Source organism: Ochrobactrum sp. EDr1-4 (assembly GCF_049199085.1).
Taxonomy (GTDB): Bacteria; Pseudomonadota; Alphaproteobacteria; order Rhizobiales; family Rhizobiaceae; genus Brucella.
On the sequence record NZ_JBLZOF010000001.1, the window covers coordinates 1,235,965 to 1,255,696 of the forward strand.

A 19,732-nucleotide genomic window follows, 5' to 3' on the forward strand; every position below is an offset into this window, starting at 1 on the left:
AGCTTTAGAAACATTATTTCTACACCGAGAGGACCCATGGCGAAATCTGGCACTCCGCGGCATTCCAAACCGGCCAATAAGCCCGTGACGATCAATCTTGATCCGTCGGATGTTCAACGCGTTGACGAAGCAGCAACGCCGAAAGCGATACCTGCCGCTGAGCCAGTTGGGGATGCGGCGATGAAAACCGAACCCAAGCCAGAAGAAAAGCCAGCGTTTAAGCCAGAAACGAAGACAGAAAAGCCGCCCTTTACGGCGGGAGTGAAGCCGGAGGCACCACGTGCTAGTGCAGCTACTTCCGTACCAGCACAGAAATCGGGTTCAGGTGGCTCTCATCTGCTGGCGGGTGTTGCAGGCGGTGTGATTGCACTGGCGGGCCTTTTTGCGCTGCAATGGGGCAATGTTGTGCCATCGCCGGGCGCTAGGGTGACAGCTGAACAGCTGGCCCATATGGAACAGCAGATTGCGGACTTGCGCTCCAATCCCGCGCCCGCGTCGCTCGACGATGCCAGCAAGGCGCAGCTTGCTGATTTGCAGAAAAACGTCCAGGCGGCTGAAATCAAGGCGGAGGCCGTGGCTGGGACTTTGACGGAAGTTCAGCAGCAATTTGCGTCGCTTCCAAAGGCGGATGCCGCGCCTGTTGATGTTTCGGCGTTAACCGAGCGCCTCAGTGCGCTTGAAACGCAGTTAAGTGATGCGAAGAATCAGGCTGATCAGGCCGCAGCTGGTGTTTCCGGCAATAGTGGCACGATTTCTAACCTTGAACAGAAGCTGGTTTCGCTTGAGGGTAAGGTCAGTGAGAGTGCGCGCCAGCCTGATGCGTCTGTATTGATTGCAGCCAATGCGCTAAAGACTGCGATTGATCGCGGTGGTTCTTATAAGGCTGAGCTTGATACATATGCCTCCGTTGCTCCGCAGGATAAGACAATTGAAGGTCTAAATGCCTTTGCGCATTCAGGTGTGCCGACAGTTGCTGATCTGAATGCATGGTTTGGGCCTGTCGCTAACAAAATCATTGCTACTGAAAATAAGCTGCCCGCTGATGCTGGCGTTTGGGATCAGCTCCTTGCGAGCGCAAAGGGGCTTGTGAGTGTGCGTCCGGTTGCGGGCAATGTCAGCGGAACCGGTGCGGGTCCAACGACTGCCCGAATGGAAGCAGCGCTTCATGCCGGTGATCTGGAGCGTGCCATTTCCGAATGGGAGCAGCTCACGCCTGATGCAAAAGCTGTTTCGGCAGAGTTTGCGAGCCAGCTAAAAGCGCGTCACGACGCTGATGCGCTTATCCAGCGCGTCGTAACCGAAAGCATTAAGCCAAAAACCGCAACAGACGCCACGGCGCCAAACTAAGGAGGCGTCTATGCTGCGTGTGATTTTTTACTTCGCTATTGTCGTTGTTCTGGGATTTGGCTTCTCATGGCTTGCGGATCGTCCGGGCGAGCTTGATGTCACCTTTGCTGGCAATCATTACAACGTCCCACTGATTACCGCTGCCGCAGGTGTAGTGGCAATTGTGGCTGCAATTCTGATCATCTGGTGGGTAATCAAAAGCACCATTCAGTCGCCTTACACGTTGCGTCGTCATTTTCGTTCGCGCAAACGCGACCGGGGATATCAGTCGCTTTCAACAGGCTTGATTGCTGCAGGTGCAGGGGATGCGGAAGCCGCGCGCCGTATGGCAAAGCAGGCAGGCACGTTGCTTGATCCTGATCTTGAACCGATGATCAAGTTGTTGGAAGTTCAAACGGCCATGCTTGAAGGCCGGTCGGATGATGCGCGCAAGGCATTTGAGGCCATGGTTGAGGACCCCGAAACCCGACTTCTTGGCTTGCGCGGACTTTATATCGAGGCGCAGCGCATGGGTGCACGAGAAGCCGCACGTCACTATGCGACAGAAGCCGCAAAACATGCACCACAGCTCGAATGGGCATCCTCAGCCGTGATGGGGCAGTTCTGCTCGGAAGGCGATTGGGATGGTGCGCTCAAACTGGTTGATGCACGTAAACAGGCGCTCTCGCATAGCAAGGATGTTGTGAAGAAGGAGCGTGCTGCACTTCTGACGGCGAAAGCAATCGCAACGGTTGATGTCGATCACGCAAATGCCAAGGCGATTGCTCTTGAAGCCAACAAACTTGCGCCTGATCTGGTGCCAGCAGCTGTCGTTGCAGCGCGAGCATTGTTTGCCGATGGCGAAGTGCGCAAGGGGTCGAAGATTCTTGAGGCTGCGTGGAAGCGCGCGCCGCATCCAGATATTGCATCGACCTATATTTATGGCCGTTCTGGCGACACCGTGCAGGATCGTCTCAAGCGGGCAAAGCACTTGGTGACGCTGAGATCAAACAATGCCGAAGGCAGTTTGGCACTTGCTCGGGCTGCTTATGATGCGGGTGATTATCGTCTGGCGCGAGAAAATGCCGATAAGGTGTTGCGCGGCTCGCCACGCGAAAGTGCCTATCTGCTGCTTGCCGATATTGAAGAGGCAGAGACCGGCGATCAGGGCAAGGTGCGTCAGTTGCTTGCGCAGGCGGTTAAAGCACCGCGCGATCCGGCATGGACGGCTGATGGCTATGTGTCTGAACAGTGGTCGCCTGTATCGCCAGTGACCGGACGCCTGAACAGCTTTGAATGGAAAGTACCTGTCGAGCAGCTTTCACCGGTGATTGAAGTGGAAAAGCCTGAGATTGCTGCGGCTGTTTCCGAACCTGTTGTAAAAAACAATGCAATTATTCCAGCTGAAAAAATTAAGCCCAAGCCGCAGATTGACGACGTTATCGAAGCGGAAGTGGTCCTGCCTAAGCCGAAGCCTGTTGAGGTAAAGCCACAGCCAGAAAAGCCTGAAATTCAGCAGGTAGAGAAGCCAGCAATTATTGATGCAGCTGGGCCGGATATTGACGAGACAGACAAAAAACGGACGGCCCATATCATTGTGGATGATCCCGGCGTTGATGAACGTAAGACGTCGCAAAAGTCGCAAAACGGGCTTCGCCTGTTCTGATCTGGCCTTTGTAGCGGGTAAATTGTTGCTTAAAGACCACGACGATGCCGTCTTTCGCTGTTGAAAGGCGGCATCGTCGCTTTACAGTCTTGTCTCATATTTTCATCTCGCTAGTTTTAAAGCTTCTAAAGAAGAGCAGACCGAGTTGGTCTTTTGCGGTTTGAGACTTGGCGAGGGTGAATGTTCGAGCGGTTGCTGGATTTTCTGAAAGAGTTGCCCGGAAATGGTTTGCGTGAGCGGGGCGAAAAGTTTTCCGACGATGATCCGAGACTGGCTGCGGCAGCATTGATGTTTCACATCATGGATGCTGACGGTGATGCGCGTGAGGTAGAGCGTGCTAAGCTTTCGGCCATGCTTGCGCAGAAATATGGACTGAAGGGCGATGCCCTTAAGCAGCTTATTCGCGCCGCCGAAGAGGCTGATCAGGAATCAATCAGCCTTTCGGATTTTACCTCTGTTCTCAAACGGCATCTTGATTATCAAGCCCGGCTCGATTTTATCGCGTTGATGTGGAACATCGTCTATGCCGATGGTGTTGCAAGCGAAGTCGAGGTTGATGTGATGTGGCGTGTGGCCGATCTTATTGGCATCAAAGCTGAAGATCGGGATCAGATCGAAACGCGTGTTCAGGCCGGAAATATCACCGCGCCAGAAGCCTGACGCAGTGATCGGGAGCTAGGTGCGCCCTTGCAGATTGCGCGCTTTGCGCAGTTGCGGGAACATCGCAGCCCATGCAGCTGCAACAGCAATAGAGCCTATTCCGCCAATAACAACCGCAGGCACTGCACCAATGGCCGCAGCCATAAGCCCTGCACGGAATTCGCCCAGCTCATTCGATGCGCCGACAAACACCATATTGACCGCATTTACGCGTCCGCGCACGTGGTCTGGTGTCCAGAGCTGCATCAGCGTTTCGCGGATGTAGACGCTGATCATATCGGCAGCACCCGCTAAGGCCAGTGCTACAATCGACAGCCAGACGATTGTCGAGACGCCAAAGATGATATTGAACAGGCCGAACATGCCGACGAAGAAGAACATTACGCGGCCTGCATGATCGCGGATTGGATGACCAGCAAGCCAGATCGCGGTGAGAACCGCACCAATCCCCGGCGCTGAACGCAGCAGGCCTAGACCCCAAGGTCCGAGATCGAGAATATCGCGCGCATATATCGGTAAAAGCGCAACTGTTCCACCAAGCAGAACGGCGAAAAGATCAAGCGAGATAGCACCCAGAACGATCTTTTCTTTCCAGATATAGCGGAAACCAGCAAGCATGGAGGTGAGCGAGCGCTCCTCCATCGTCGTGTGCTGTTTCGGTTTCGGGATAGAAAAAATCAGCACTGAGCCTGCAACGAGAAAGACCGTTGCAATGCCATAAGCAGCGACATGCGAAATTCCGTAGAGCAGCCCACCGGCAACCGGACCAACAATCGTTGCGACCTGCCATGCCGAAGAATTCCACGAAACTGCATTCGCAAAATCTTCTGTCGGGACGAGGTTCACAACAAGAGAAGCCGAGGACGGTCCGAGGAACGCACGGGCAATGCCGAACACCAGCAGCGCCGCAAAGACGATCATCGGTTCGAAATCACTGAAAAGCGTGAGCAGCAGCAGAAATGCTGTGACACCGGCTTCCAATATGAGCGACAAGCCCATGACAAGGCGACGGCCAAAGCGGTCGGCTGCAGCGCCTGTAAAGAGCACCAGCAGCAGGGCAGGCAGAAACTGCACAAGCCCGACCATACCAAGATTGAATGCATCGCGGGTCTGATCATAAATTTGCCAGCCGACAGCGACGCTGACGATCTGAACGGCAAAGGCACTTAGAAAGCGCGCGGCCCAGTATTTTTTGAACGACGTATGGCGGAATGCGGCGTAGCGATCCGCGTGGGTGGCATCAGTGCTGGGGGACATTGCTCAGAACATCTGTGAAAGGGAGTTCTTTCTTACAGTAATTTATTGCGAGCAATGATCACTTTTTCTTGGAGAATCGAAATTTTATGAAAGAGTTGGTGTAGTTTGCTTCCAAGTCTCAGTTTTCGAGCAAAGAGACCGGCCTAAGCCGGTCTTTTCGATGATTCCGCATTTGTATTGTTGGTCAGTCCTTACCGAGAAGGCCTTTCCAGATGATTGCGCCGATGGCCGCGCCAACCAGCGGAGCTGCCCAGAATAACCACAACTGGCCGAGCGCGTTGGTTTCGGCAAAGAGAGCCGCAGCTGCTGAACGTGCTGGATTAACTGAGGTGTTACTGATCGGGATGGCCACCAGGTGGATCAGCGTAAGGGAAAGACCAATAGCGATTGGTGCAAAGCCCTTTGGCGCAGAAGACGATGTTGAGCCGAGGATCACGATGAGGAAGAAGGCTGTCAGCACGATTTCTGCAATCAGTGCAGAGGTGAGGCTATAGCCGCCGGGTGAAAGTTCGCCATAACCATTGGATGCGAAACCGCCCACCGTAAAGCCAGCTTTGCCTGTGGCGATGAGATAGAGAATCGCCGCTGCAGCAATGCCGCCCAAAACTTGCGCAACCCAGTAAGGGATGAGATTTTTGGCCTCAAAACGGCCGGCGACCAGAAGGCCAAGCGAGACGGCTGGGTTAAAATGACCACCCGAAATTCCACCTACGGCATAAGCCATTGTAAGGACGGTCAGGCCGAAAGCGAGAGCGACACCGGCAAAGCCGATACCGAGTTCAGGATAAGCAGCAGCAAAGATTGCGCTGCCGCAGCCGCCAAAAACAAGCCAGAATGTTCCGAAAAATTCCGCAGACAATTTATTCAACATGGAAGTCCCCAGTGTTGGTGTCGTGATAATGCCAATGCGAATCAATTTCTCAAATATATATCTAGCTATTTTTAGCTTCAATTACATTTTATCGTTGGTTTGTTTTATGAATATTTCTAATATTTAATACTACGATCAAGTTTTGATTTATCTCGTCATTAGTTATTTAAAGTTTTGCTAATTTATCAAATATACTTGATAAATCCGTAATTTAGCCGCTTTTGCGCCTTAATTTAAATCATGCTTGTTTTCGTCGAGTATATTGCGGTGATGGGTGAGCGCGGGCTATAAGAAGCTTGTTCATGCAGATAATTGCGATGAAATCGATCTTGGTAAGCGGGTGTTTCGTGGGGCGTTTTAGGGAGTTGCCAGTCTTGAATATTCAATTTCAGGCACGAACATGCAGACTGGTTCTACAATCCGCCATGGTAATTGGCATCAGCGCGGCTGTTTCCGGCTGCACCGCGACGACATGGTCAGAAACTGTCAGGATCGATAGCAGGCCGCCAATGCCAACGGAATGTGCAGGTTGGCAGAGGATTGATCTTAAACAGCGCACGACGATGATTTTGTTGCGGGAAGACGCGCGCCTCGTCACTGACATTGATTCCCATAATCTCAAAGGCCGTAACCTGGGCTGCTGGGAATAACCCGTATCCGTTTTGGTTATTAATTTGCATCGTTTATGCCGCAATTATTTTTTGCGGAGTGTTTTGGTGTGTCCGCCCCAAGATTTGCCCAATTTTTCTGCGTTATAGAAAATCAAGTCTCTCGTAATTTTTACGAGCGATTTCGACATAATTAACCTCACATTAACCATGGAGGTTAAAGGTCATTTTAAATTAGATTTCATCCGCAGCACCGATTGGTGTGCGGACAATTCAGAGAAGCGCAGCGGTGATACGTTTTGAGAATGTTGGCCTGAGATATGGCATGGGGCCTGAGATCCTGAAGGATGTCAGCTTCCATATTCCGCCGCGTTCATTTCAGTTTCTGACTGGTCCGTCAGGCGCGGGGAAGACCTCGCTGCTTCGGCTGCTGTTCATGGCACTGAAGCCAACGCGTGGACTTATCAACATTTTTGGTAAAGATGTCGCGCGTCTCGACCATAAGGACGTGCCGTTACTTCGGCGCCGCATTGGAATTGTGTTTCAGGATTTTCGTCTGCTCGATCATATGACGACCTATGAAAATGTTGCACTTCCTTTGCGTGTACGCGGCAAGGAAGAAGCCACTTATCGTCACGAAGTTGAAGAGCTGCTGCATTGGGTTGGACTTGGTGATCGCATGAACGTGCTACCGCCAGTACTTTCTGGTGGTGAAAAGCAGCGTGCAGCGATTGCGCGTGCGCTGATCGATCAGCCGGAACTGCTTTTGGCTGATGAACCGACAGGCAATGTCGATCCGCCACTTGCAAAACGTTTGTTACGGCTTTTTGCTGAGCTTAATCGTTCGGGCACTGCAGTTATTATTGCGACACATGATTTGTCTTTGATGGATCAGGTCAATGCACGCCGTATGATCATAGAACATGGGCGGCTCGATATTTATGAATAATGCGAGCAGAAACAGGCAGAACGCTTTCGCCAAGATCATGGACGATCTGCGCATACGCTTTGAAGACCTCAAAGATATGCTGCTGGTGCGCATTGGTAAACGCAGAAAGCGTCAGGGGCCAAATCCCATTGTTCCTGATGGAAGTGTGACCGGGACGGCTTTGGTCACTGTGATTGCGATCATGACCTTTCTTGCCTGCCTCACGCTTGGTGGCGTTACACTTGTGCGAACATCGGCTGCGCAATGGCAAAGCCAGATTGCTCGTGAGGCGACCATCCAGATCAGGCCTGTTGACGGGTTGGACATGGAAAAGGCTCTGTCGGATGCCAGCGGTATTGCACGCGGCTTTTCCGGGGTCAAAGACACCAATATTATCGACAAGGACGCAACTGCACGGCTGCTTGAGCCATGGCTCGGCAGTGGTCTGAATATCGACGAACTGCCTGTGCCGCGTCTCGTCGTTGTCACCATCGATGAAAACGCACCGCCTGACTTTGAAACCATGCGTGCGGAGATTTCGCGGGCTATTCCAAGTGCGAGTTTTGATGATCATCGCACATGGGTCGACAGGCTCGTTTCAATGGCCAATACGACGGTGCTTATAGGTACTGGAGTTCTGTCACTCGTGATCGCTGCAACAGTTTTGACGGTGATTTTCGCTACGCGCGGGGCGATGTCAGGCAACGGCCATATTATCGAGGTTCTGCATTTTATTGGCGCAGAATCAAAGTTTGTTGCGCGTGAATTTGAATGGCACTTCTTCCGGACAGCGCTCAAAGGGGCCTTGTTTGGCGGCGGGGCAGCTATGTTCGTTTTCCTATGCTTCTCCTGGTGGGCGTCCCGACGTATGGGAACGCCTGCTGGCGATCAGGCCGCAGCGATGTTTGGCAATTTCGCGATTGGCCGTGAGGGTTATTTCGGTGCTGCTGCAATCATCATTCTTGTGAGCTTTCTGACGATGCTGACAAGTCGGCTGACGGTTGTCCGTCAACTCGCGACGATGGATGGGCCGGGAGTGCGTGCTGAATGACGTCTTTTTTTGCTAATACCGATCGCAAATCGCGAGTTTCTGGCAGCTTTCCGACATATCGCCGCAATGGTAGCTATGATGGTAGGTCGAACGAACACGCAGTTGAGTATCGGGAAAGCAATGATGCAGCGGCAGACAAGGAAGCCGGGGGGCGTATGGGCGCTGTGGTATGGCGCCGCAGTAGCACTATCGACGCGCCTTCTGGCCTTGCACTGGCGGGCGCTAAATTTCTATGGTCGCTTTTAATGCGTGTATTCCGTCGACTTCAGCCTGTTTCCATTTTTCTGTTTTTGGTGATTGTCGCCTTTCTGATCGGCTTTGTTGCGTTCAGTGAGAAAGTGACAAGCATGCAATCGCCTGCATTGGACACGCCTGCTGATGCAATTGTGGTTTTGACAGGCGGTCAGTCGCGTATTCAGGCGGCGCTTGATCTTTTGAAAGATAAGCAGGGCAAGCGGCTATTGATCAGTGGTGTGCATCCTTCGACCAATGAAAAAGATTTGCAGCGCGCCACACACACGGATGCGAGCCTGTTTAACTGTTGCGTCGATCTTGATCGTTCTGCGCTTAATACGGTGGGGAATGCAACTGAAAGCGAACGCTGGATACGCGCCAACAAGTATCATCGGGTGATTGTCGTTACGAACAATTACCACATCCCACGCAGTATTCTTGAGATGTCATCGCGGATGCAGGATGTGGAATTTGTGCCTTATCCGGTGGTTAATGGTGAGAAGCGTGCTCATAGCTGGGTGGCTGAAAGCGATACGCTCCGCGTGCTGTTTATCGAATACATCAAATATATCGGCGCAGCCATTCGCGTGGGCGGAGCGAAGATTTTCGGCGAAGCCGCCTAATCCTTTCGAGACCGTGCGCAATTGATCGTCTTGCAAAACGATTTCCTTATGGAAAATTCTCTGCTTCCTGATATATCGAGTGCCGCTGCTTTCTCGGAAAAGCTCTCCGTTTCTTTGCTTGATCGGTTCACACGCTGAAATGTGGAGCGATGGGCATAACCAAGGTTATCGCCGATACGATGCTTCTCTATCTGCGCTCCATTTTGTTTAATCTCGCCTTCTACATCGGCACATTTGTGCAGATGGTCCTTTACACACCGTTTTACTTTTTGCTTCCGCGCAAAAAGGCATGGATCGTGCCGAAAACATGGGCGCGCGTTAATTTGTGGCTGCAAAAATATATTGCAGGCACCGACTACGTGATTGAAGGCCTCGAAAATATTCCTGAAGGCGCTTATATCGTCGCGCCAAAGCATCAGTCGGCATGGGACACTTATGCATTCCTACCGCAGCTGGATGATCCGGTTCTGATCCTCAAACGTGAGTTGATGCGGATACCTCTGTTTGGCTGGTATGTCGCGAAAATGGAAATGATCCCGGTTGACCGTGGATCGCGCGTGAAGGCACTGCATTCGATCACAGTTGGTGCGCAGAAGGCGATTTCTGAAGGACGCCAGATTCTGATTTATCCTGAAGGAACACGTCGTTCACCGGGAGCGCCGCCGGAGTACAAATATGGTATCGTGCATCTTTATGATGCGCTCAAACTTCCAGTTTTACCGATTGCACACAATGCCGGGCTTTACTGGCCGCGACGCAAGTTCTTTCGTTTTCCCGGCACAATTCGTTGCAGGGTTTTGCCGCTTATTCCAGCAGGACTTGAGAAAGAAGAGTTTTTGCGTCGTTTGATCGAAACGACAGAGACGGCTTGTGATGAACTGCTCGTTGCAGCAAGTCGTGATGTGAATGCACCCCCAATGCCACCGACAGCCGTGCAACGGTTGAAGGAACTCAGTGAAATAACCGAAACCTCCCAATAACTCGAATGCGCTTTGTTACGTCAGAGGGAACGACAATTCGTCACGTTTTGTTGAAACTTCGTTTTTCTTGCACGCAAACATGAAACCCGTTATCAGAGCGCGATACGAAAGGACCCATCATGAATATTGATGCTATCTCGATTGGTAACAATCCTCCAGAAGACATCAACGTAATTATCGAAGTGCCAGTTGGCGGACAGCCGATCAAGTACGAGATGGACAAAGAAGCTGGTGCCCTGATTGTGGACCGCTTTCTTTATACGCCGATGACCTATCCGGGCAATTACGGCTTTGTTCCGCATACGCTTTCAGAAGATGGCGATCCAATTGACGTTCTGGTGTGCAATACCCGTCCGCTGATCCCGGGTTGCGTGATTAACTGCCGTCCAATCGGCGTTCTGGTCATGGAAGACAATTCCGGTAAGGACGAGAAGATCATTGCAGTTCCTTCGCCTAAGCTGACTCAGCGCTATGAAAAAGTGCATGATTATTCCGATCTTCCGGAAATCACACTCAAGCAGATTGCGCATTTCTTTGAGCACTACAAAGATCTGGAACCAGGTAAGTGGGTTAAGATCGGCGACTGGGGTGATGAAGATTACGCGCGCAAGTTCATCGTTGAAGCGATTGAACGCGCTAAGAACAATAATCGATCTTATATGGTTTAAAAAAATGCCCGGATGAAAATCCGGGCGTTTTTGTTTGTCGTGTTGCTTTTTCTTCTTACAAAAGTGCTGGAAGCAGCGTCGTCCACATGAACTGACGGATGAAGAAGATAATCAGCAGCAGGACGATCGGCGAAAGATCGATGCCGCCAAGATTGGGCAAAATATTGCGGATTGGGCGCAGAACCGGCTCTGTAACCTTGTAAAGAAATTCACCGATTGAAGCCACGAAGCGGTTGGAAGAATTGACGACGTTGAACGCATAGAGCCATGAGAAAATGGCACTTGCGATGATGATCCACGTATAGATATCGAGCGCCAGATCAATGGTGCGGAACAATGCGATCATAAAAACTTCTCCTTGAGAACTTGCCGAGATGTAGCGGTTGCATCGGGCAAGAACAAGGGTTGGGGCATCGCGTAATTAGAATTTTTAACGCGCTGGCGATGTTTGGGCCGCGAGGAAAATTGCATTAGCGAAGAAATTTATAATGAGTGTCGATTGAGTTCGATGTTTTTACGCACGAGGTCCGTCACATGCTCAAGCGTATGATCACGAACCCGCATATTGTGCAGATGTTCGAGTGTGTTGGCAACGTAATCGACATTTGCGCCAGATTCGCCATGTGCAGAAGCTACAATTGCAGCAGCATCTTCAGGCTTAAGCGACCCCGCATATTGCTCATGGCGGCGGTCTGCCACGTAAGTCACGGCTTCAACGTCGCGACCATCTGCCAAACGCAGACGCAGTCGCTTTTCATGATAAACCTGATGCGACATTTCTCGCTCACGCAAATAGACCATCACTTCATCGGTCATATCGCCCGGAACGCGGAAGGCAATTCCAAGGCATGATCCACCGGCATCCAGTCCCAATACAAGGCCGGGATGGTCGGGGGTGCCACGATGAACATGCGAATAGATGCAAAGGCTGCGGCGATAGCCATGCAGACGTGCGCGCACGGTCTCCACATGAGCGAAGCCCGGTTTCCACATCAGCGAACCGTATCCGAATACCCAGAAGTCATTCAATGGACTGTTATTTGCGCGCATTTCCATAATCTAATATCTATAATTGCGAATATGGCAGCTTTTTATCTGCGGTCCCAAGATATCCCGTATTTTTTAATTGGCGCAACTTCACAAGACTCAATCTTGCCATAATATAGCCACGTGTTGAAGACAGCAGATTATCTCGTGTTTTTAAATGGGCAGAGTCACTTATGCGTTGCCCGGCTGATAAAGCAGCTTAATAAACAAAGGCTTTTTCTATGGCGCATGCTGGTATTGGAACCAAAAAATCCAGAAAGCGTCCGATCACAATTGCGATTATCGTTCTTGTGCTGATAGCCGCCTATACGGCTGGCTGGTTTTATGCTGCCGATAAGATCGAAGTACGCGCTAAGGCTGACATAGCCAAGCTGGCATCGCAGGGCGTTGGTGTTCAGTGTGAAAACCTCCATATGGGCGGTTATCCGCTTCGCGTGAATGTGGTTTGTGCCAGTATCTCATGGCAGAAGCCTTCTGAGGGAATGGCGCTGCGTGCCGGGCGCTTCACGTCTGGTTCTCCCGTCTATGCGCCACGATCATTGAGCAATGAGTTGACAGGCCCAGCTTTTGTCGAGTTTCCGGGTGTGCAGCCGCTCGAAATCAACTGGGAAAAATTTACCTCCAACACGCGTCTAGCACGACCTTTTCCAACCGAGATTGAGCTAACCGCACGTGACGTCATGGTCGGGTTGCGAACCGAAACCACGACCACGGAGCAGATCAGCAAGCTAGAGCAGATGAATTTCCGTATGAGCAATGAGGAAGGTCAGCTCAAGATCAACGGTCGTTTCGCCGGTCTAAAGCTTGAACCATACGTCATTGGTAATGCCAAAAGCCCAGAAATTGATGGACTGGTCGATATAGCTGTTGCTGATGCCGCGACTTTCCTTGCTCCAAGTTCTGCACCATTTAACGAACGGATGCGCGGTCATAGTGGCGTTATCAATCAAGCATTTCTGTCAATGCCGAATGGCGCAATGTTGACGGTTGCAGGGCCTTTTTCAGTTGGCCAGCAAGGTGAAATCGATGCTGACCTGAAAGTCACCATGGTCAACTCGCAATCATTCGCGCAGGCCGGACAGACGGTATTTCCAGAGCAGGGCGGCAATATAGCCACCGCTCTTTTTGCTCTCTCCGCCATGCCGAAAGACGAAAATGGCAACCCTGTTATTGATATTACCATTCGTAAGGGGAAAGCCAGCGCTGGCTTTATCCCACTAGGGCGTTTGCCCAACCTATAAAGAAAAGGGCAGTATCACATACTGCCCTTTTTTTATTTCTTGTCGCTTGTTTGGGAAGCCGCCTGTCGCCCGAAGTTCGGTGCGTCAACTTCCTGCCCGGCATCGATGATGCTGCGCCGTACCGCTCGCGTGCGGGTGAATAGATCAAACAGTGCATCGCCATCGCCCCAACGGATCGAGCGCTGCAAGGACGCCAAATCCTCCGAGAAGCGCGCCAGCATCTCGAGGATCGCATCTTTGTTATGCAGGCAGACGTCGCGCCACATGGTTGGGTCGGACGCAGCCAGACGTGTGAAATCGCGGAAACCTGAAGCCGAATATTTGATGACTTCTGATTTTGTCACCTGTTCAAGATCGCTGGCAGTACCGACGATGTTGTAGGCGATGATATGCGGAAGATGCGAGACGATCGCCAGCACCAGATCATGATGCTGCGGGTCCATCTGATCAAGGCGTGAACCGCAAGCTGTCCAGAAGGCTGAAAGCTTGTCTATCGCTGCCTGATCCGTGTCTGGCAGTGGCGTGAGAATGCACCAGCGATTGTTGAACAGCTCGGCAAAACCCGCATCCGGACCGGAATATTCCGTACCTGCAAGCGGGTGGCCGGGAATGAAATGCACATTCTCAGGCAATTCCGGCTGCATTTGTGCAATCACCGAAGCTTTCGTCGAGCCGACATCGGTAACGATTGCTCCGGGTTTCAGATGTGCAGCAATCTGCCTGGCAACTGTGCCCGACGAGCCGACAGGAACCGAAACGATAACGAGATCGGCATCTTTGACGGCTAGAGCACTATCGGTTGAGTAGCTGTCGCCGAGGTTGAGTTCCTCGGCGCGCTTTAATGTTTCGGCACTGCGTGTTGCAATGGCGATATGATTGGCAAGGCCTTCACGGCGAACGACACGCGCCAGCGATGAGCCGATGAGACCAATGCCAATGAGCGCGATTTTCTCGAAATGGATCGTGGACATCGTCTTACTTCAAAAACTCGGTCAGAGCTGCCACAACGCCGCGATTAGCCTCTTCCGTGCCGACCGTCATACGCAATGCATTGGGGAAGCCATAGCCGCCCACACGACGCAGGATATAGCCATGCTTGCAGAGCCACTCATCCGCCTTATCTGCCGAATGTGCGGAATTTTCCGGGAAATGGAACAACAGGAAGTTTGTGACCGATGGAGTGACGCGAAGGCCAAGCTTCGTGAATTCGTCTGTGAGCCACGACAGCCATTTTTCATTATATTCGACTGACTTTACAACGTGAGCGCGGTCGCGGATCGCGGCAGCACCGGCAGCAATTGCTGCCGAATTCATGTTGAAAGGCCCACGGATACGATTGACCGCATCGATGATGTGCAATGGCGCATACATCCAGCCAATGCGAAGACCTGGCAGGCCATGAATCTTCGAGAAGGTGCGTGTCATAACGACATTTTCGTTCGACGATACCAGTTCAAGACCGGACTCATAATCATTGCGACGAACATATTCTGCATAGGCAGCATCCAGCACTAGCAGAACGTTCTTCGGCAAGCCTGCATGAAGACGACGCACTTCCTCAAACGGCAGATAGGTGCCGGTCGGATTGGCTGGATTGGCAATGAAAACGATCTTTGTGCGTGGTGTTACGCCGGCCAGAATTGCATCGACGTCGATGCGCTCGTTCTTTTCCTTTACCGTCACAGGCGTTGCGCCAGCGCCAAGCGTCTGGATTTTGTAAACCGCAAAACCATGTTCGGTGATGATGGCTTCATCGCCCGGAGCCAGATAGGTCTGACAGATCAGGCCGAGCAATTCATCCGAGCCATTGCCGCAGATGATGTTACCGATGTTAAGCCCCTGAGATTCAGCGATTGCCTCGCGCAATGCCTGCGCCTGACCGTCCGGATAAATCGCAAGCGTATCAGCCAAATGTCGATAGGCCTCGATTGCATGAGGGCTGGGGCCGATTGGCGTCTCATTGGAGGAGAGCTTATAGACCTTTGCAACGCCTTCGACGTGTTCCTTGCCTGGTACATAGGCTGCGATATCTAGCAGGCCGGTTTTAGGCTGGGGACGGGAAAGGTCTTGCGTATTGGTCATGATTTTGGCTCCGCCAAAAGGACTGATGTTAAGGTTGCGTAGCGGGCATAAACCTCTGCCGCGTTCAAGTCGAGAAAAACCTTACTGTGAAAGGTTGCAGCGCTATTTTTTGGGTTCTTTTGACGCGGTTTTTCTCAACCCGCTAACTGGTGTTCCCTGTGGGGCCAGAACCGGCACAAAGACACGACGCGATGAGCGTTGTGCGACAGGCAGGCCTTGATAAAGGCGTTTCTGCGCTTCGACGACCAGAACACCGGAAAACAGTGGCCAGAGCTTGCGACCAATACCTTCAATTGCCATGCAAGGACGCATCATCCAGCGACGTTTCACGGGCGGAAAATGCAATGCATTGCTGACTGTGTTGACGCTGAAATTGGCTTCGCGCAGCAGGGCAGTCAACTGTGTGCGGCTATAGGGCCGGCCACTGCCGAATGGCGTGCGGTCGAGACGAGCCCAGACACCACGTCGGTTCGGAACCACAATGACGAGCCGTCCATTGGGAGCCAGCACACGCCACATTTCTTTCAGCGTTTCTGAGGCGTTTTCGGCATATTCGAGCGCATGAACCATCAGCACACGATCAATCGAAGAATCAGGCAGCGGCAGTTCTTCGTCGAAGACAAGAGCGGTGCTTGATTTGCCCGATGACGGCCATGCAACGGCACCCTGTCCTGCAGGCATGAATGCGAAGCTTCGTTCGGTATCTGCGCTGAAACGGTCGAGATAGGGGAGGCTATATCCAAGCCCCACAAGTCGCTCACCTGGAACATGCCCCCACAGTGCCGCAAGCGCCATGCGAATGGACCGCTCGGCGAGATGGCCAAGGGTGGTTTCATAAAAGGAGCGGAGTTCGATAATGTCCGGATGCATGGCAGGCACGCTACATCAAACCAATGAAATGGCAAATGATTATGCTTACTTTAGATGTTCTCAAACTCGTGCTCTTCAAGAGGGTGCATTTTTCTGAAAGCGTGCTATAGAGCGTGCCTTTCAGAGCGAAGTTATGCTTATAAATCAGGAGACGCAGCAGATGCCTCAGGTTGGCGGAAAAACCATCGACGTGCTTTTCAGCCCGGAGGAAATCGCTGCGCGTAATCTCGCGCTGGCAAAAGAAATAGCAGGACGCGATTTTCACAATCTGCTGACTATTTCGATCCTCAAAGGCTCATTTATCTTCGCAGCCGATCTTATTCGCGCCATGCACGATGCGGGTGTTGAACCGGACGTCGAGTTCATCACGGTTTCAAGCTATGGCAAGGGTACGACCAGCACCGAAGTGCGTCTGTTGCGCGACATCGACAGCGATGTGAAAGACCGTGACGTTCTTCTGATCGATGACATTCTCGAATCAGGCAAGACGCTTAAATTTGTGCGTGAACTGATGATCGAACGTGGTGCGCGCAGCGTCAGCATTGCCGTTCTTCTCGACAAGAGCGTGCGGCGCAAGGTTGATCTGGATGCAGATTTTGTTGCTTTCGAATGCCCGGACTATTTCGTCGTCGGCTATGGCATGGACGTCGCACACTCGTTCCGGCAGCTACCTTACGTCGGTCACGTCCGGGACTAACCCAGAGATTTCGGCTCTAACGGCCTGCAAATGGCGCTTTTCTGCGCTTCCGGTGCTCACGTACTTTAAGTACGCTGCGCGCCGGTTCTCAAAAACCACCATTTTCGGCACGTTATAACCAAAATCTCCCGCGGCTAGTGGCGTGCGTTTCGGAAAGACTGATCGCGCTTTGATCAGTCGAATTGCAGCAGTCGCTGGAGATATTCCTTTTCGATTTGTGGCGTCAGCGCGTCGCCGAGCTTTCGACGAATTTCATCGAGAATCTCGCGGGCGCGCTGAATATCAATTTCGCCCGGAATCTTGACGCCATTCTCATTTGACATGCCATTGCTGCCCTGCTGACGCCCGAGCGGGTCACGGCCATTCTGTCCTTGTTGCCCGTTCTGGCCTTCACCCTGCTGTCCCATGGCCTGCTGCATTTGCTGCATCATATCGCGGCCACCGCGGCGCAGAGCCTCCAGCGCATTGCCTTGCTGGTCTCCGGCTTCTGAACCTTCACTGCGACCCAAAGCATCTCCGGCATTACCCATGGATTTGTCGGCGTCGGAGAAATCCTTATTTGGATTTATACCCATGCCTTTCAGGTCTTCGCCGAACTTCTTCAGTTCTTGTTGAAGTGCTTGCTGCTGTTGTTGCAGCTTGCGCATAGCTTCAGCCATTTCCGAAGATGTTTCACCGGACTGGCCGCCTTGCTGCGATTCGCCTTGCCCCATGGTTCCATCATCACCCGGCAACACATCTTCATCGCCGAACTCGCCGCTGCCATATTGTTGCTGCTGCATTTGCTGATCGAGCTTGAAAGTCTCGTTCATCATCTGCTGTTGGCGGCGCATCAAATCTCCCAGCTTGTTCATCTGCTGTTGCATCTGATTGGCTTGGCCCTGACCTTGCCCTTGTTGACCGGGCTGCGACGGTTGCCCCATCTGCAGATTGTTCATCAGGTCTTGTAGCTGCGAAAGAAGTTGCTCAGCCTGATCACGTGACCCCTGACGCGCCAGATTTTCAATCTGGTCCATCATGCGCTGCAAATCCTTGTCGGTGAGCATGCGCGCATTCGGGTCCATCGGTTGGTTTTTTGCATTCGGGTTTTGCTGCTGACGCTGTGCAAATTCACGCAGGAATTGCTGCATGGCTTCACGCAGTTCCGCAGTCAGCTTTTCAATTTCTTCCTGTGAGGCACCATTTTGCAAGGCATTGCGCAGCGCTTCCTGCGCCTGACGCAGACGCTTCTCTGCTGCCGAAAGATTGCCGTCTTCAATGCCCAGAGCCACTTGCCACATATAATCTGCTGTATCGCGCAGTGCATCATCGCCTGTTGCCAGGCGCAGACGCGTACGGATAGTCACGAGGCCCAGATAATGCGCTTTGTCCTTGATCGTCTCTTCCGGGCGGATCATCAGTGCTGAAAGCATATCGCGCACATGATCACGCTGCGTTGCATCAAGCGCGAGAATCCGGCGCTGTTCGGCGACGGCTTTCGCGAGCGGATTGGAAAAAGGACGTTCTGGAAGCGTGATGATTTTCGTCTCACTGCGTCCGAATTTTCCGGCTGCATCAGTTGCAACAAGCGTCAGCGCCACTTTCTGACCAGCCCATGGATGTTGGGTCAGGTCTTTGGAAGTTGTCGCTTCTTTGGTTCCGCGACGCGGTAGCGCAAGCGGCAGGTCCGGCGCGTCATAGAGTGGCGCCGTTTCTTCGTCTTCATGGTCAATGTCGAGCGGAACGATCTCGCCATAGGCTTTGACTGCGCCGTAATCGTCGGAAATTTCATAGCTGTGCTGCAAAGTGCCGTTTAGCGCATGGCCCGGCTCTTTGCTGAAACGAATAGTCGGCGGATTGTCGGGCGTGACAGCAAATGACCAGCGGGCATCTATGCCTGAAAGATTGAGCGTCTGGTCCTGTTGCAAATCGTAACGGAAGTTGCGGCTATCATCGACGCTTGTTTGCTGCTCTTCTTCGCCCTGTTTGGGTGCAACGGGTTTTATCTCTGCGCGATGGCCCGTGGCATCCGTTGTGGTTAGCCTTTCGGAACTCCCGCCAATGACACGGATATTGACGATGCTGCCTTGTGGCACTGTTATTGGCTTTTCGGCACTTGCATCATCCAGCGCCGTGCTGAGGAATATCGGCGCACGACCGGTATAAGATGGAGGCGTTACCCAGGCATCAATGCGCGCAACGGCACTTGCCGAGCCTGCGCGGATGTTAAACGCATCAGCAATCTGACCGCTATTCGGGCTGAGGCTATAGGCGGCGGCGGTCACAAACAGCAAGGCCACGACAGCGCGCAGTGCATAGGGGTCGCGTTCAGGAATATGCGGACGTGGAACGCCGGATTGCAGGTTTTTCAACCGCTCAGCCATGCGGCGCTGATGTTCCTGCCAGAGTGCAATGGCAAATGGATCGTTGGCGCCTGTCGCCATCTGGCCAGTCTGGACGGCCAATGGCTCGTGAATCAGTCCGTTTACGTCTTCAATGCGAGCGGTAATGGCTTCGTCATCCGGCAGGCGGAAACGGAAAGGCAGATAAAGCGCTACAATTCCAGCAAGACCAAAAAGCCCGAGCACGCCAAGATGCAGCCAGCGCGGCATTAGCGCGAAAAGTCCGAGCCAGCTTAGGCTTGCAAAAAGGGCAATCAAAAGAATCAGCGGCAAAACGAGCGGCCATACCCGTTCAAAGCTGATTGTCAGAAAACTTTGCAGACGCAGGCGCCGAAGGGCCGCACCCTCGCCGGAAAACAGGCGGAAAAACGCATCGCGCTTGCGGATTGGCAAGTCTTTGCTGTCTTTTGTCTGTTGTGTCATCGGGTCTTTCTGATGCGTGTAACGCCTATGGTTGTTTCATAGAATAACACGCATCATGGCAAAGGCGAGGCTTTCGTCCCAATTAGAGCGCGTTTCGATCTGATTAAATCAGATCGGCG

At 52.4% G+C, this 19,732-nt stretch carries 19 protein-coding genes; 11 read left to right on the forward strand and 8 right to left on the reverse strand.

The genetic code is table 11. From position 1 onward, the window contains the following. The first annotated feature begins 36 nt into the window (after positions 1 to 36). The 3 genes from ACOZHT_RS06085 to ACOZHT_RS06095 all read left to right on the forward strand — a co-directional run bounded on the left by ACOZHT_RS06085 (position 37) and on the right by ACOZHT_RS06095 (position 3,652). Positions 37 to 1,347, forward strand: a complete 1,311-nt coding sequence (locus ACOZHT_RS06085) for a COG4223 family protein (RefSeq protein WP_339508991.1) — start codon at positions 37 to 39, stop codon at positions 1,345 to 1,347. A 10-nt stretch (positions 1,348 to 1,357) separates the two neighbouring features. After that, positions 1,358 to 2,992 (forward strand): heme biosynthesis protein HemY, encoded by a 1,635-nt coding sequence (locus tag ACOZHT_RS06090; protein WP_339508990.1) that lies wholly within the window; start codon positions 1,358 to 1,360, stop codon positions 2,990 to 2,992. A 180-nt stretch (positions 2,993 to 3,172) separates the two neighbouring features. Then, the gene (locus tag ACOZHT_RS06095; protein ID WP_339508989.1) at positions 3,173 to 3,652 is read left to right on the forward strand and encodes a TerB family tellurite resistance protein; all 480 of its coding nucleotides are present in this window, start codon (positions 3,173 to 3,175) and stop codon (positions 3,650 to 3,652) included. 15 nt (positions 3,653 to 3,667) lie between these two features. Here ACOZHT_RS06095 and ACOZHT_RS06100 read toward each other — a convergent pair whose 3' ends face one another. Then, a complete protein-coding gene (locus ACOZHT_RS06100; protein ID WP_339508988.1) occupies positions 3,668 to 4,909 on the reverse strand; it encodes an MFS transporter in 1,242 nt (413 codons plus the stop codon). 184 nt (positions 4,910 to 5,093) lie between these two features. Beyond that, entirely contained in the window at positions 5,094 to 5,780 is a 687-nt protein-coding gene (gene aqpZ / locus ACOZHT_RS06105) for an aquaporin Z (RefSeq protein WP_339508987.1), read from the reverse strand. Positions 5,781 to 6,154: 374 nt separating this feature from the next. On the opposite strand from aqpZ, the gene ACOZHT_RS06110 reads away from it, so the two are divergent. The 6 genes from ACOZHT_RS06110 (at position 6,155) to ppa (ending at position 10,872) form a co-directional block, all read left to right on the forward strand. Beyond that, on the forward strand, positions 6,155 to 6,430 hold the full coding sequence (locus ACOZHT_RS06110) for a hypothetical protein (protein ID WP_310013269.1): 276 nt from the start codon (positions 6,155 to 6,157) through the stop codon (positions 6,428 to 6,430). A 247-nt stretch (positions 6,431 to 6,677) separates the two neighbouring features. Continuing rightward, a complete protein-coding gene (gene ftsE / locus ACOZHT_RS06115) occupies positions 6,678 to 7,337 on the forward strand; it encodes a cell division ATP-binding protein FtsE (RefSeq protein WP_421565375.1) in 660 nt (219 codons plus the stop codon). Between the two features lie 37 nt (positions 7,338 to 7,374). Further along, positions 7,375 to 8,367: a cell division protein FtsX gene (locus tag ACOZHT_RS06120; RefSeq protein ID WP_421565400.1), complete on the forward strand. Its 993-nt coding sequence runs from the start codon at positions 7,375 to 7,377 to the stop codon at positions 8,365 to 8,367. Continuing rightward, positions 8,364 to 9,224, forward strand: coding sequence for a YdcF family protein (locus ACOZHT_RS06125; protein WP_339508985.1), 861 nt, complete (start codon positions 8,364 to 8,366; stop codon positions 9,222 to 9,224). The genes ACOZHT_RS06120 and ACOZHT_RS06125 overlap by 4 nt, the downstream gene beginning before the upstream one ends. Positions 9,225 to 9,403: 179 nt before the next feature. Next, complete coding sequence (locus ACOZHT_RS06130) at positions 9,404 to 10,204, forward strand: 1-acyl-sn-glycerol-3-phosphate acyltransferase (protein WP_339509501.1); 801 nt, start codon at positions 9,404 to 9,406, stop codon at positions 10,202 to 10,204. Between the two features lie 119 nt (positions 10,205 to 10,323). Then, positions 10,324 to 10,872, forward strand: a complete 549-nt coding sequence (ppa, locus tag ACOZHT_RS06135) for an inorganic diphosphatase (RefSeq protein WP_421565376.1) — start codon at positions 10,324 to 10,326, stop codon at positions 10,870 to 10,872. Between the two features lie 55 nt (positions 10,873 to 10,927). Here the strand turns inward: ppa and ACOZHT_RS06140 are convergent, their stop codons facing one another. Both ACOZHT_RS06140 and ACOZHT_RS06145 read right to left on the reverse strand, forming a co-directional pair. Continuing rightward, positions 10,928 to 11,218 carry a YggT family protein gene (locus tag ACOZHT_RS06140; protein WP_250041585.1) on the reverse strand — a complete coding sequence of 97 codons (291 nt, stop codon included), beginning with the start codon at positions 11,216 to 11,218 and terminating at the stop codon, positions 10,928 to 10,930. Positions 11,219 to 11,355: 137 nt separating this feature from the next. Continuing rightward, on the reverse strand, positions 11,356 to 11,922 hold the full coding sequence (locus tag ACOZHT_RS06145) for a gamma-glutamylcyclotransferase (protein WP_339509500.1): 567 nt from the start codon (positions 11,920 to 11,922) through the stop codon (positions 11,356 to 11,358). 218 nt (positions 11,923 to 12,140) lie between these two features. On the opposite strand from ACOZHT_RS06145, the gene ACOZHT_RS06150 reads away from it, so the two are divergent. Further along, complete coding sequence (locus ACOZHT_RS06150; protein ID WP_339508983.1) at positions 12,141 to 13,160, forward strand: DUF2125 domain-containing protein; 1,020 nt, start codon at positions 12,141 to 12,143, stop codon at positions 13,158 to 13,160. 32 nt (positions 13,161 to 13,192) lie between these two features. Here ACOZHT_RS06150 and ACOZHT_RS06155 read toward each other — a convergent pair whose 3' ends face one another. The 3 genes from ACOZHT_RS06155 to ACOZHT_RS06165 form a co-directional block, all read right to left on the reverse strand. Next, entirely contained in the window at positions 13,193 to 14,131 is a 939-nt protein-coding gene (locus ACOZHT_RS06155; protein WP_339508982.1) for a prephenate/arogenate dehydrogenase family protein, read from the reverse strand. A 4-nt stretch (positions 14,132 to 14,135) separates the two neighbouring features. Continuing rightward, positions 14,136 to 15,242, reverse strand: coding sequence for a histidinol-phosphate transaminase (gene hisC / locus ACOZHT_RS06160; RefSeq protein ID WP_339508981.1), 1,107 nt, complete (start codon positions 15,240 to 15,242; stop codon positions 14,136 to 14,138). Positions 15,243 to 15,344: 102 nt separating this feature from the next. Beyond that, positions 15,345 to 16,112: a class I SAM-dependent methyltransferase gene (locus ACOZHT_RS06165; protein WP_339508980.1), complete on the reverse strand. Its 768-nt coding sequence runs from the start codon at positions 16,110 to 16,112 to the stop codon at positions 15,345 to 15,347. Between the two features lie 160 nt (positions 16,113 to 16,272). Here ACOZHT_RS06165 and hpt point away from each other — a divergent pair, with 160 nt between their 5' ends. Continuing rightward, the gene (hpt, locus tag ACOZHT_RS06170) at positions 16,273 to 16,809 is read left to right on the forward strand and encodes a hypoxanthine phosphoribosyltransferase (protein ID WP_310013294.1); all 537 of its coding nucleotides are present in this window, start codon (positions 16,273 to 16,275) and stop codon (positions 16,807 to 16,809) included. 173 nt (positions 16,810 to 16,982) lie between these two features. On the opposite strand, the gene ACOZHT_RS06175 is transcribed toward hpt, so the two are convergent. After that, entirely contained in the window at positions 16,983 to 19,613 is a 2,631-nt protein-coding gene (locus tag ACOZHT_RS06175) for a TIGR02302 family protein (protein ID WP_421565377.1), read from the reverse strand. Between the last annotated feature and the right edge of the window lie 119 nt (positions 19,614 to 19,732).